General features: G+C 52.6%; 11 protein-coding genes. 5 read left to right on the forward strand and 6 right to left on the reverse strand.

Translation table 11 applies throughout. The annotated features are described in order from the left end of the window. Window positions 1-5: 5 nt before the first annotated feature. Genes mltB through IE092_RS11140 form a run of 4 tightly spaced genes read right to left on the reverse strand, consistent with a single transcriptional unit; the run spans window position 6 to window position 5046 of the window. On the reverse strand, window positions 6-1133 hold the full coding sequence (gene mltB / locus IE092_RS11125) for a lytic murein transglycosylase B (protein WP_189357259.1): 1128 nt from the start codon (window positions 1131-1133) through the stop codon (window positions 6-8). Next, the gene (locus IE092_RS11130) at window positions 1123-3126 is read right to left on the reverse strand and encodes a transglutaminase TgpA family protein (protein WP_189357260.1); all 2004 of its coding nucleotides are present in this window, start codon (window positions 3124-3126) and stop codon (window positions 1123-1125) included. The genes mltB and IE092_RS11130 overlap by 11 nt, the downstream gene beginning before the upstream one ends. Next, window positions 3123-4124 (reverse strand): DUF58 domain-containing protein, encoded by a 1002-nt coding sequence (locus IE092_RS11135; protein ID WP_229793140.1) that lies wholly within the window; start codon window positions 4122-4124, stop codon window positions 3123-3125. The genes IE092_RS11130 and IE092_RS11135 overlap by 4 nt, the downstream gene beginning before the upstream one ends. A gap of 1 nt (window position 4125) precedes the next feature. Then, the gene (locus tag IE092_RS11140; RefSeq protein ID WP_189357262.1) at window positions 4126-5046 is read right to left on the reverse strand and encodes an AAA family ATPase; all 921 of its coding nucleotides are present in this window, start codon (window positions 5044-5046) and stop codon (window positions 4126-4128) included. Window positions 5047-5268: 222 nt separating this feature from the next. On the opposite strand from IE092_RS11140, the gene IE092_RS11145 reads away from it, so the two are divergent. From IE092_RS11145 to ylqF, 3 genes are all read left to right on the forward strand, one after another. Beyond that, window positions 5269-6207 (forward strand): histone deacetylase family protein, encoded by a 939-nt coding sequence (locus IE092_RS11145; protein WP_189357263.1) that lies wholly within the window; start codon window positions 5269-5271, stop codon window positions 6205-6207. 38 nt (window positions 6208-6245) lie between these two features. Then, window positions 6246-6791 (forward strand): nuclear transport factor 2 family protein, encoded by a 546-nt coding sequence (locus IE092_RS11150; RefSeq protein ID WP_189357264.1) that lies wholly within the window; start codon window positions 6246-6248, stop codon window positions 6789-6791. Window positions 6792-7229: 438 nt separating this feature from the next. Continuing rightward, a complete protein-coding gene (ylqF, locus tag IE092_RS11155) occupies window positions 7230-8177 on the forward strand; it encodes a ribosome biogenesis GTPase YlqF (RefSeq protein WP_189357265.1) in 948 nt (315 codons plus the stop codon). 154 nt (window positions 8178-8331) lie between these two features. Here the strand turns inward: ylqF and IE092_RS11160 are convergent, their stop codons facing one another. Then, window positions 8332-9000: a GntR family transcriptional regulator gene (locus tag IE092_RS11160; RefSeq protein WP_189357266.1), complete on the reverse strand. Its 669-nt coding sequence runs from the start codon at window positions 8998-9000 to the stop codon at window positions 8332-8334. A gap of 502 nt (window positions 9001-9502) precedes the next feature. On the opposite strand from IE092_RS11160, the gene IE092_RS11165 reads away from it, so the two are divergent. Then, window positions 9503-10270: an AraC family transcriptional regulator gene (locus tag IE092_RS11165; RefSeq protein WP_189357267.1), complete on the forward strand. Its 768-nt coding sequence runs from the start codon at window positions 9503-9505 to the stop codon at window positions 10268-10270. A 263-nt stretch (window positions 10271-10533) separates the two neighbouring features. On the opposite strand, the gene IE092_RS11170 is transcribed toward IE092_RS11165, so the two are convergent. Beyond that, window positions 10534-11478, reverse strand: coding sequence for a 4-hydroxyproline epimerase (locus IE092_RS11170; protein ID WP_189357268.1), 945 nt, complete (start codon window positions 11476-11478; stop codon window positions 10534-10536). Between the two features lie 289 nt (window positions 11479-11767). On the opposite strand from IE092_RS11170, the gene IE092_RS11175 reads away from it, so the two are divergent. Continuing rightward, complete coding sequence (locus tag IE092_RS11175; protein WP_189357269.1) at window positions 11768-13684, forward strand: TonB family protein; 1917 nt, start codon at window positions 11768-11770, stop codon at window positions 13682-13684. Window positions 13685-13929 lie beyond the last annotated feature (245 nt).

Genomic DNA, 13929 nt, shown 5'->3' on the forward strand with positions numbered 1-13929 from the left:
AATAATCACTTTTCTTTTGTAATCCTGATGATTCTTCCAAGCTCATACACCGACATGGCATAAAAGTAGCTGCGGTTATACTGAGTGATCGCGTAAAAGTTATCGGTACCCACCCAGAACTCATCTTGTGCTGCACCGTTCTGAAGGTCGATCAGGCCATAAGAAATATGTACAGGAATATTGTCACTGGAAATACCGGCAAGTGCGCTGATTTGCTCGTAGCTGAATGTCGCTTTTAAACCCCGGTCAATTGCTTCGCGTACTGAGGGGTGATCAGCTGGTAAGAGCAGGGTTGCAGGGTACGCGACGGGCAGTGCTCTCTTCCAGCCGTGTTTTGAAAGATAGTTTGCAACGCTGCCGATGGCATCTGCCGGTGAGTTTGCTAAGTCAATTTTTCCGTCACGATCATAATCGACCGCGTAACGCAAAATACTGCCGGGCATGAATTGCGGCAAACCGATTGCACCGGCATAAGAGCCTTTATATGCAAACGGGTCGCTATGTGAATTCTTTGCGATGACAAGCAGTGCTTCCAGCTCATCTCTGAAAAAACGCTGGCGCGACTCGCGATTCGGTGTGTCAGGGTAATCAAATGCCAGCGTCGCCAGTGCATCAGCCACTCTGAACTGGCCTGTATTTTTGCCGTACATCGTTTCAATGCCGATCAGACCGACGATGATTTCCGGCGGAATGCCGAACTCTGCTTCTGCACGTTGCAGCGTAGAAGCATTCTCTTCCCAGAACTGCAGACCTTTGTTGATGCGAACAGCTTCAATGAAGCGGCTTCTGTACGCTTGCCAGTTCTTTGGTTTGCCGGGTGGTGCGGGTTTAATCAGTTGCTTTACTTTTTCCAGATGGACTGCTTCAGCAAAAAATCTGGATGCAGCAGCTTCATCCATAATCTGCTTTGCCTGGATCTCCTGAATAAACGCTTTTACGTCACTGAATTCACTGAACTGTACGTGGCTGACAGCCGTTGCGGCAGGTGGGGCAGTCGCGACTTTTGTTCCCGCTTTTTTTGTTTTTGCTGCGACTGCAGGCGTGGATACTGAAATCATAGCTGCAAAGAAGAGAGCGCCGGCTTTCAGTATTTTGCAGGAGTTGTGAGATAACAGATTGAAGTTACTTGTCATGTTGAATCCGGTAAAGAATGCTTCTTAATTGTTTACAAATGATCTGCTCGGAGCTGGTGTTCTCGGTGTAGCAATACTGCGCATAACAGATCAGAAATTCTTTAATATCTTGAAATTTTTTCGGAGGCGTATGTTGCTCCAGTCTCGCCAGAAAGTGCATGGGACTTTCACTGAGTTCTTTTCGTAAGCCTTGTTTTGCCATGTGCTGACAAAATTTTTCGTAGTAAAAGTCGGCATTCTTCAATTTACGCCTGCCACGAAGTGAAATGATGCCGGCAATACCGAAAACGCCACATGCAAGCGAAGTTGCGACAATCGCAGATTTCTCAAAATCGAGATTGGAGAAATCAAATGAGCGCAGCAAACTTTCTTGTTTTTGCTGACCATATCCGAGAATCCACTGGTTCCATTCGTTATTTGTCGCATCCCAGTACATTTGCAAATACTGCGGCCAGCTCTGATTCTGGAAAACCGAAGATACAACCGCGGCAAATCCGCGCACCCCATTGGATTGATAAAAATTCTGGTGGATGCGCTCGGGTGCAATCGTCGCAGTCGGATCGATTCGCGTCCATCCGGTAGCCGGCAGCCAGATTTCCGTCCATGCGTGCGCATCCGATTGACGTACTTCGAAATATTCGTCAATCGGATTTTGCATACCGCCTTGATAGCCGGTCACGATTCTTGCCGGAATTCCGGCCTCGCGCATCATGAAAGCAAATGCACTTGCATAATGCTCACAAAAGCCTTTCTTGCCCTTAAATAAGAATTCGTCGATCGCGTGCGGACCGGCTTTGGCCGGATGCAGGGTGTATTCGAACCCCTGATTGGTGAAGTATGCAAGAACGGACTGGATATAACGAACATCGTTCGTACTTTGCTTGCGTAACTGTCTGGCAAAAATGCGTGTCTGCGGATTACTGCCACCGGGCAGCAGGAGATTCTGTTGCTTTTCGGCAGGATCGATATTCTTCGCAAAGTGATATGCGGTAAACGAACGCAGGCTGTATTTCTGGCGACTGACGACAGGCAAGCCTGAGCGCAATTCCATATTCATACTGATGTATGAAGGATTCCCCTGAATGCGCGGTGCAGTATCCGGAATATCCAGCGCAAATAACCATTTCTTCTGATGAGGTTCCAGCGTTACGTCGTAGCTGATCATATTGCCACGCGAGGTCAGGCCGGAACTTGTCTGTCCTGAAGCGGTTTTACTTTGTGCAGACGCTTTCCAGCTGCGTCCGTCAAACTCATCCAGTACGATGCCGCGCCAGTACAGAACGGATTTATCTTTCGGGAAATTATGAAATTTGACCCGGAATGCAATATCTTCATTCAGAACCAGATCACTGATGTTGCCCGGGTTCAGCGTGTCAGACAAGCCGGATTTTCCGTGACTTTCGTCGCCGGGTAATCCCCACAGCGGACCGGGAATGCGCGGGAAAAGAAAAAATCCGATCAGCATCACAGGAATGGCTGCCAGCAACAGCTTTGCGCTGGAACGAAGCCGTTGTGCCAATGGTGGTATGGCGGATGTGTACTGAAAAGTACTCAGTGATGCTGTCAGCAATAAAATCGACAGTATGCTGAGTATGCCGGTGAATATCGTCTGATTGTATAAATATCCTGTTAACAGCAAAAAATAAGCGAGAAATACCGCGACATACAAGTCACGCTTTGCATGCATTTCCAGCAGTTTGCAGCTGATCAGTAAAATCAGCATGGTCACGCCGGCATCTTTTCCCAGGAATGTGTGAAATGCATTCCACACGCCGGCCATCATCAGACAGACGTATGGCAACAGAAACACTGGCGACGGTAATTTGCGGCCGGACATGACGAGCCACAGTCGCCAGATCAGCGCAATGCTGCTACCGGCAATTACCCATGCTGCACTGTGGAAAAAATGCGGCAGGACAGCGGTAAAACACGAAACGGTCAGCAGTACGGAGTTGCTTTTATCCTGCGTCATCCTGAATGAAAAAAGACTCATGAGCGCTCACCATATAAAGCCAGTATTTCAAGGCAGCGGCGCGCATGTTCCTGACCGGACGATGCCGGAATACGCAGGTCGCCGGTGTGCAAACCATAGTCGGTGTGCCGTTGCTCCAGTTGCAATATCCACGCAGTTACTCTGGAAAGTGCCTGCTCTAACGGAAGCTGGTGCAGCAGGTGCTGCAGATCGAGCACGGTTTCGCCACCGCCGCGCTGCGTATATTCTTTGGTCAGCAATTCATTGCTGCCATCCGGATCCAGACGTGCGATTTGTTTCCAGGCCAGTTGTTTCAGGGAGTCTCCCTGACGATAGGGGCGAATACCGGAAAACTCACCGCCACCTGCGTTGCCCGCAGTTTCATCCTCGCCTTCACCGGACAAGGGAATGTGCGGCGCGGTCTGTTCCGGTTTCGGATACACGATGGCTTGCATATCCGGATACCAGTAACTCCATGCGCGCAGCAATCCTAACGGAAACCAGGTATGCAGAGTGATGATCGGTACCTGACAGCGACCGCGCTGCGTGGTCATCAGGGGCAGCTGTATGATGATTTCGCTTTCCGGTGCGATATCGTATGCCTGCTTTTGTTCCGGCGCATGCTTCCAGCCTATCCAGATGGCATAGCGCGCACGCTTGCCCGGATTGCGGATTTTCAGCCGGATATTACTGGCATCCTCGGCAAACGTGTTTTCTGCTGCCACCGGTTCCAGTTCCAGATTCACCAGATTAGAAAATCCCTGAAACACACTCACAAAGGCAATGCCCGCAATGGTGAATGTCAGGATAAAACCGAGATTCAGGTTGTAATTGGTTGAAGTGATGAACAGGATCAGCAAAACCAGCAGCAGCATCCAGCCGCTCCGTGACGGTACGGTGTAGATGCGTTTCTGATTCAGTCTGACGATGCCTGATTCGGGCCTGCGCCGGATCCAGAAAAATTGCGCCGGCAAATCGCTGATAACACGCCGCAGTGCGCTGAATGGCGGGAAGCGCATATCAGACGGCGGTTTCCTGCAGAATTTTGCGCAGCAGTGTGGCGCTGGTTTCTGTCCTTCCCTGCGATGTGTTCGCGACTCTCAGACGATGCGCAACAACAGGAATAAACACGGCTTGCACATCTTCCGGCAAGACATGATCGCGACCTTCAGTCAGCGCCCAGGCGCGGGCTGCCTGCACCAGTGCCAGCGATGCACGCGGACTCATACCTTCTGCGAACAGACCGGAATGGCGTGTCGCGGCAGCAAGCGTAAGTATGTAATCGACCAGCTTGTCCGACACAAAAATGCGGCCGGTCTGCTGCTGCAGCGTCAGGAAGGCGTCCAGCGACATCGCGGTTCCCATCGTATTCATCAGCGTTCTGCGGTCATCACCTTTCAGTAACGCGCGCTCGGCCTCACGGTCGGGATAACCGAGCGAAATACGCATCAGAAAGCGGTCAAGCTGAGATTCCGGCAACGGGTGTGTGCCCAGCTGGTGCGACGGATTCTGCGTGGCGATCACAAAAAACGGTAGCGGCAGGCGATGACTGACCCCGTCTGCTGAAATCTGGCCTTCCTCCATCGCTTCCAGCAGCGCAGACTGGGATTTTGGTGTGGCGCGGTTAATTTCATCGGCCAGCAATACCTGACTGAAGACCGGACCGGGATGAAACTCGAATTGCTGGCGCTCACGGTTAAACACAGAAATACCGGTGATATCCGCGGGCAGCAGATCGCTGGTGAATTGCACGCGGGTAAATTTCAGTCCCAGCGACATCGCCAGCGCATGGGACAGCGTTGTTTTCCCGACACCGGGTAAGTCTTCAATCAGCAAATGCCCGCCTGCAATCAGACAAACGACGGCCAGCTTAACCTGAGGTTCTTTGCCGATAATGATGGAATTTAACTGCTCGGAAAGGCGTTGAATGTTCCTGTGCATGACGGATGGAGTTGAAATACGGCAAAGTTGATCGGTGAATTGCTGCGACAATTGTAACTTTTAATTCCCTGCCGGATGTATTGCCAGCCGCCGACTGGTTTAAACTGATTTGTTTCTGTCGCGATCAGCGGCAGAACGGCACAGTGCGTTGTGCAGACACCATTGTGGCTGCATGGCATTCAGTTACGCAGGAAAGCCGCATTTTGTTAGATAGCATTGGACATGAAGACTGCATTTTTCAGCCACGACGACTGTAAATTACACGAAATGGGTGCATGGCATCCTGAGGCACCATCACGTTTGCAGGCGATTGAAGACGCGGTCAGGCAAAGCGCTGTGGCGGCTGCGCTGGACTGGCGCTCGGGCTCGCTGGCAACCGAAGCAGATCTGGCGCGTGTGCATACGGCAGATGCGATTTACCGCATCCGCGAAAACTGCCCGTCGCGGCAATCTGAATATGCGCATTTTCCGCTGGATGCAGACACCGGTCTGAATGCGCACAGCTGGCAGGCAGCACTGCGCGCCGCAGGTTTAGCGATGGCCGCAGTGGATGCGGTAATGCAGGGCGAGGCAGATAACGCCTTTTGCGCGATTCGTCCGCCCGGTCATCACGCCAGTGCATCGCAATCCATGGGTTTTTGCCTTTTCAATAATGTGGCAATTGCCGCGCGCTATGCGCAGGAGCGTTACGGCCTGAAGCGTATTGCGATTGTGGATTTTGATGTGCATCACGGTAATGGCACCGAGGATATTTTCAGCGGCGATAACAGTATTCTGATGACGGGCTTTTTTCAGCACCCGTTTTACCCGTATTGCGGTACGGAATTTCCGGCAGAAAATATGCTAAACACCCCAGTCGATGCAAGCACGGATGGCGAAGTGATACGCCGTATCGTGAATCAAAGCTGGTTGCCGGCGATGCAGCGATTCAAGCCGGAGCTGGTATTGATTTCCGCCGGCTTTGACGCCCATCGTGACGACGAAATGGCGCAAATGCGTCTGACGGAAGCAGATTACGCGTGGATGACGCAACAGATTCTGCAGGTGGCACAAAAGCATGCATCAGGTCGCATCGTCAGTTGTCTGGAAGGCGGCTATAACCTGAATGCGCTGAGTAAAAGTGTAATCGCCCATCTGTCTGTACTGACCGGACTGACCTGAATTTCCTGAATTCCCGCAGACTGAAAGAGCCTGACACTATGCAAAAAATACATCTGATAATCGCACTGAGCGCAGCCACGATGAGCCTGTCTCCGTTTGCGCTGGCAGACGCTGCCACACCTGCCGCTGCGCCGCTTGCGACAACTGCAAAGCAGAATGCAAACAAAGCAGAAAAAGCCATTCATGCATTGCTCGATCAGTGGCACAACGATGCGGCCCGCGCTGACCGCGCATATTTTGACAAAATGACCGGAAACGCCGTGTTTATCGGCACCGACCCTGATGAGCGCTGGACCCGCGCCGAATTCATCAAATGGTCGGAACCGTTTTTTCAGCGCGGCAAGGCCTGGACTTTCCATGTGCGTGAGCGGCATCTGAAACCGGATTTGTCCGGCAAATGGGCATGGTTTGATGAACAGCTGGATACCGATCTGGGTTTGTGTCAGGCCAGCGGCGTGGTGGTGCTGACTGCACAGGGCTGGAAGATTGACCATTACCAGTTATCGATCAGCGTTAAAAATGAACTGATTGAACCGCTGAAAAAACTGACTGCAGATTTGCCTGCGACTAAAAAAGCGCCTTAGCAGCATTGTCAGCCTGTGCTGTCTGGATTTCCGGCATCCTTCCGCAGCATCGCGTGATCGTCCTCTGCGGCGTCTCCTGCAACGAATTTCAGGCATTTTCAGGCCCAAATGCGGTGTTCTGCATAGCGACCCCGCTGTCGTCGGCGGAAAGTCCGGGCCTTCGGAAATGCGTGATGACGATAGCTGCACAATAGCGATGCATTTCCGGCACGGTTTAGCATCGCAATCCTGCTGGCTTGGGTTTGAAACTCCGGATCGCTGAACGGCCTGATCGCTGCAATAAAATCCCTGAAGATCACCGGAATGGTGATTTTGTATATCCATACCGCTCACAATCAGCGGATTTCACGGTTTTTATCGGTCGCCGCGTCCGGTGCAGGTCGTCATTCGGCCAGACTCTCCCGTACAATAGCGGTTTGAATAAGTTTGACGAAAAATATGTCGATACAATGGTTTCCCGGGCATATGAATGCCGCCCGGAAGAAAGCTGCCGAGGCGATGGAAAGCACCGATCTGGTGATCGAAGTGCTGGATTCCCGCATTCCTCAGGCCAGCTGTAATCCCATGGTGGAGCAAATCCGGGCAGCACGTCAGCGTCCTTGTCTGAAGATTCTGAATAAAGCGGATCTGTCTGATCCGGCAGCGACCAAAGCCTGGCTTGATTTTTACAATGCGCAGAAAAACGTGCATGCGGTAGCACTCAGCTGTAAAAAGCCGGCTGACGTGGCGAGAATCCCTTTGCTGGCGCAGAAAATCTGCCCGCATCGTGCGGTGCCGACCAAGCCTTTGCGCATGATGATCATGGGCATTCCGAACGTCGGAAAATCCACGCTGATGAATGCCTTGCTGAAAAAGCGGGTAGCCAATGTCGGTGATGAACCGGCTGTTACCAAAACCCAGCAGCGCCTGTATCTGGGCAAAAACATGATCCTGACGGATACGCCGGGGATGCTGTGGCCAAAAATTGAACATCCTACCGATGGTCTGATGCTTGCTGCCTGCCATGCAGTCGGCGTGAATGCAGTGATTGAAGAAGAAGTCGCGGTGTTTCTGGCCGGGCAGTTGCTGGATAAATATCCTGCAGCGATCAGCGCACGTTATAAGTTTTCACTGGACGGGCTGGATGCGGTCGGGGTGGTCGAAAATATCGCGAAACAACGTGGTTTCCGAATCAAGGGCGGTGATCTGGATTTTGAAAAAGCGTCGCACACGCTGTTGCTGGACTTCCGCAGCGGTGCGCTGGGCCGTATGAGTCTGGAAACGCCAGACAGCCGCGCTCATCTGCTGGCAAACTATGTTGAAGAACCTTCACTGGGCTTAAGTCGCAGCGTGCAGGAATTCCTGAAGACGGAAGAGGGTGGCGAGCCACAGGAAGACGAAGACTGATTTCGGTCCTGCATCGTTCGCAGTCAGTGTTGACCGCAGACGACGCAACGGACCGGACTGACTGAGCAAATCAGCGATATCAGGCAAAACGGGGCAATTTGATTGCCCCGTTTTATTTCTGAATCGCGCTTTTGTCTGAAGACAGAGGATGCGGTCAGCCGATCACTTTACGGGCGAATGACTCCAGATAATCCATCAGACCATCGGATGCTTTCATCGCCAGATCTTCATTGCCTTTGGAAATCGCTTTCGCGACCAGCATATGGTTACGCGCACCTTCTTCCACATCGCCTTCGTGCTGGAATGCATACCAGAAGCGGCGGCATTTTATAATCATCGGAATCACCGCCTGCACCGCAGACGGGTTGCGGCAGGCTTCGTGGACTACGTAATCGAATTCCTGATCCGCTGCCATGTATTCATTCAGATCGTGGCGTTTGGCGGCAATCAGCATCTTTTCAGCACATTCCACCATCGCTTTGCGTTGCTGCGGATTGGCGCGACGCGCAGCACTTTGCGCAATCAGTCTTTCCACAACGCGACGGGTTTCCACCAGTGTCATGTGTTCAGCTGGCTCAATATCGCTGATGATCAGGCCGCGGCGCGGCATCTGAATGATCAGACCATTGGATGACATACGCATCAGCGCTTCGCGCAGTGGCGTGCGGCCCAGTCCGGTACGTTCAACAAGTTCAGATTCCACAATCGGTGCGCCCGGTTTCAGATCCAGGCTGACGATCATGCTCTCAATCGCATCATAGGCGATATCTGCAGCACGCTTCTTGGGCGCGCTAGGTGTGGTCGCTTCGACTTTGGTAAGCATCTTTATTCCCTGAATATTCCAATATTTTTTGTATATATTACTGCTTTTTCTTGAATTTTACGCTGAATAAGTTCATTCAGCATATTATGCATTTTGAAAGTAACTTGAAAGCTTTGACACGGCCTTGCGCTGAAGGTTCACGCTGGTAATATAAAACTGAAAATCCCCGGTTTCAGGGAATTTAATTTCACAGATGTTCAGTAATGCTATTCTGATTTCATGTTTTGTGCAGGAGGTGATGTAGATTTCTGCACAGTGTGTATCGCAGTTACGTTATGATTCAGCGTTTAAAATGCAGTTAGTATATTTAAAAACGCTGATTTTTTTCCTTGTGGCAAATACTTATTGACGAGAAATCGTTTGCGCCAACTTTTGTAGGTTCATAAGCACATTTCGCACACGTTTATGATGAAAAGTTAAGCCTTTTTATCCGGAATCAGGTATGCTCTCATCCTTAATATATTAGATAAATATATTAAGCTCATCTTGTGAAAGTGATCCGATGGAAAAACATGCAATTTTCTCAGCTGTAGAGAAGCGTCATAATCTCGCAAACCAGCTTAGTGATGTATTTTTTGCTGAACAATTGTTCGACACCATGTCTGATATCGTCTTTTTCGTAAAAGACACGGAAGGGCGTTATGTCGTTGTGAACCAAACCCTGGTGCGCCGCTGTGGTTTGCGTGAAAAAAATGCATTGATTGGTCGTAAGGCAGAAGATGTATTCCCCAGCTCGCTGGCAATCAGCTATGCCGCGCAGGATGCCATAGTGCTGCGCGGTTCGCGTGAGTTGCGCGATCAGCTGGAATTGCATCTGTATCCGAACCGTTCTCCGGGCTGGTGCCTGACGCAGAAAAATCCACTGCGCGATGAACGTGGTCACATCGTGGGTATGTGCGGCATTTCGCGTGATCTGGCGACGCCGGATCAGCATCATCCGGTATATGCAAAAATCGCCGCTGCCGTGAAGTATCTGCACCAGAATTATGCGCAGACAGTCACAATGGCAGAACTGGTGAAACTGACCGGCTTATCGATTGCGCAGCTGGAACGGAATTTCCACAAAATCTTTTCGCTGACACCACGTCAGATGATGGTCAAGATTCGTCTGGATGCGGCATCGATTATGCTGGCAGAAACCAATACCAGTATTACGGAAATTGCACTGGCATGCGGCTATCAGGATCACAGCGCATTTTCCCGCGTATTTAAAGCGACAGTGGGAATGACGCCGAGTGAATACCGTGAAGTGATTCGCAAAAAAGTCTGATTCCGCTTGCCGGATTCAGGCAAAAAAAGCACCGCAGTTGCGGTGCTTTTTTATTTGTTGTGTAGCGAATTGCCGTTCGTGATCAGTGTGTTTGCGGAGATTGCTGCAGGCTGAACCTGATGGTGATACGGATAGGTTTGCGCTTTAGTTTGCGCGGACAGGTTACCGCTTGAGGTAAGGAAATGTGGCGGGAATAAAAAAAACCTGCTGCGCGCGCGAGGGGGATGGGGTGCGGGGCAGCAGGGCGGAAAGGATATCGCCGGTTAGCGGATACCCCAGATGAAAGGGTCACGTTCGTTCAGAATCAGCTGGCTGTCGGCATTCACGAAGGCTGTGCCGCGCAGCGTTGGCAGAATTTTGTGTTTTTCAGCATCGGTAAAGCGATACGAAGCATGGAATACGCTGCCGAGTATGCTTTCCTGATGCCAGATACTGTCTTCCTGCAGTTTGCCATCAGCGGCCAGACAGGCCAGCTTGGCGCTGGTGCCGGTGCCGCAAGGAGAGCGGTCATAGGCTTTGCCCGGGCACAGTACAAAACTCTTGCTGTGATTTTCAGCGGACTGCGGCTTGCCGAATAATTCGATGTGATCAATCAGACCGCCGTTTTCGCCGGTGATGCCTTGTGCTTCGAGTGCTTGTCTGACCTTCCATGCGTACTCGGTCAGGCGTTCAGTATTTTTCAGCGATAAATCCTGACCGTGATCGTTGATCAGGAAGAACCAGTTGCCGCCCCATGCGATATCGCCGGTCACGACGCCTTCGCCCGGTACTTGAACACGTACAGCTGCCTGATAGCGGTAAGAGGGAACGTTGCGGACAGTGACGCTGAAATCTTCGTTCAGTTCCGCCTCAACGATACCTACTGGCGTTTCGACTTTGTGTATGCCGGGCTGAATTTTGCCCAGATACGCCAGCGTGACGATGTAACCGATCATGCCGTGACCGCACATGCCGAGATAGCCGACGTTATTGAAAAAAATCACACCGGAAACGCAGTCCGGATGGCTGGTTTCGCAGTGCAGTGCACCGACAATCACGTCCGAACCGCGTGGCTCGCAGACGGTAGCGCTGCGGTAGTGATCGAACTGTTCGCGAAATACGTGCAGGCGCTGTTCCATGCTGCCGTTACCGAGTTCTGGTCCGCCGCCAATAATGACGCGGGTGGGTTCTCCGCCGGTGTGGGAGTCGATAATGTGAATCTTCTTCATCTGCGACCTCGTTATAGTTTGATACGGAGAGAGAATACTGAGCTGTGTGTGCAGCGTCTTGATATGAAATTTGCTTATGCTGCTTTAAATGTGCATAGCAATTTTTGCATTAGTGTGGCTGTTTTGGTAGTTTCATCGCTGCAAATCTGTCGGTCTGCCGGAAATATGGCAGACTCCTGCACTGCGTCACCGTGCGCCAGTGTCAGATTGTGGCCGACAGGCGACAAGCAGCCTCCGCGCAGCGGTATGATCAAATGTGTCAGAGATTGAGTACCGGACCAGATAAACAATGAGTGTGTTGCAGTTGACGGAATCAAAGCAGACGAACCAGTCAGACCTCAGTCGCTTGCGGCTGGGGCTGTTGTTGTCATTGCTGGTGCATGTGTTGCTGTTGTCGCTGCAGTTTGGCGGGGACAGCAGGGAAGCTGCGGATGCGTCCGAAGCGGGCAAAGCGGCGGAGCTGGTGCCGCCCCCTTTGCAGGTTCGCCTGCAGACAGCTGAACCGGTGGCGCAGGAAGAGAAAACTGCATACTCAGTGACACCGCAACCACCGGCACCGCAGTCCGCAATTAAGGCACCGGAACAAGCTGCTGACGCGGCACCGTCAGCGCCGCGTACCGGCATACAACTGGTGGAGTTGCCAAAAACGGTAAGGTCAGCTGCGACTGCGGAACCGGCACAGAAAACAGTGACGCAGCCGCGTAAATCCGTCAAAAAAGCGCCTGTCTCAATAAAAAAAGGTGCGCCTGATGCTGCACCGCTGATCATCGCGCAGGATCGTTTTCGGGTTGACAGTTTTTTAGTGGCGAATCCGCATCCCGATGATCCGGTCAAAGTGTCCGGCACGACCGAGCAAAGCAGCGAACCTGCGCAAAAAGTTGCTGTCGCTGAAGAGTCGCCGAAAACCGTGACGGAACCGGAAACCGAACAAGAACCTGCGCCAGCGCCGGCAAAGTATGTTCCGGCGCCGGAAAAAGTGCAGGCTCGTCAGAAAACGCTGGCACCGGAAGCGTTGTTGTTCGCGACACCGGCATCCGGCGCCGAGCTGACAAAATCTATGCAGTCCGATGTGAAAGTCCAGGCAGAGGCAATTCGTGCACAAATCAGTGCGGAACAACAGCAGTTGCGTGAGCAGGAGGCAGCTAAGGCAAGAGAGGCACAGCGACTGGCGGAGCAGCAACTGGCCGAACAGCGTCTGGCTGAGCAGAAAAAAGCCGAAGCGCAGCGCTTACAGCAAAGTCTGGCAAGTCTTGATCAGATGGCGACTACCGCACTGCAAGCACGTCCTGCCGAGCCGGTGCAGGATGCCGTAGCGCAGCGTTTGCAGGAGCAGGCAGCGGCGGAACGGGAGCTGCGACGTCAGCGCGCCCGTGAACAGGCGAATTTCAGAGTGACGGACCGCGAACAGCAGGAGCAAGTCAGTGCGCTTGCGAAAGCACAGGAGCAAGCGAAGCGTGAAGCCGAATCCGTGCAGTCGCAGCTGGATCAGCAAGCGGCGGCCAGCCGTCAGCAGCAAAAAGAGGAGATGCGGCGTGCCACCGAAAGCCGGCTGGCGCAGATGGCCGCAGCGCAGGCGGAAGCGGGGCGTTTGCAAAGTAAGGCTGCGACGTCCGGGGCTGGCACTGAAGGCAAGGGCAGCGGTGCGCGTCAGGATGGCAGTGCAGCGACACCAAAGGCGGGTGTTACGCAGGGTGGCGGCAATGATCCGCTGGCGACAGGCACCAGCAAGGGCAATGAAGCGATTTCTTCCGGCCCCGGCGATTTTGCGAGCCGTCTGCGCGATCAGGCACGCGGGCTGAATTTACTGAAGGGGGCGCCGCCCACCAATATGTTGACCGAGGGCGGTCGCCGTAAGCTGTATCTGGGTGCAACGGAGCGTAACGTGCATTTGCGGATGTATGCAGACAGTATCGCGCAGAAGTGGGAGCGTAACGGCAATCTGAATTACTCCGACAGCGCCCGCAATAAGTCGCGCGGCGATGCGGTGGTGACCGTGGTGATCCGGAAAGACGGCAGTGTGGAGGAAGTGGTGATTCACCGTTCCAGCGGCAGTAATGAGCTGGATCAGGCGATCCGGAATATTGCGAAGCTGAATGCCCGCTATGCCATTTTTCCGGAGGCAATCAGTGCTGATTACGATGTGCTGGAAATCCGTAAAGTCTGGCGTTTTGATGAGCGTCTGAGTATCGGCGAAGAGTGGCGCTGAGCCAGTGCTAGCCGTGCAGGCTGGAAAATGCCTGAAATTGCCCGAAATTGCCTCAAATGCGGTTTTCTGCACAGCGATCCGGCGGTCGTCGGCAGAAAGTCCGGGCCTCGGGAAATGTCGAATGACGATAGCTGCATAGCTGGTGCTGCTGTCGCTGTGTTTCAGCGCCGGAAAAGCATGTGTCAGACAGGAAATGCCGCACGGGTGTAAGCTTGCATTTTTGTGATCAGCGATCAGGGCAGGGC

Origin of the sequence: Cognatundibacterium squillarum (genome assembly GCF_014652435.1) — a bacterium.
GTDB lineage: Bacteria > Pseudomonadota > Gammaproteobacteria > Burkholderiales > Burkholderiaceae_D > Undibacterium > Undibacterium squillarum.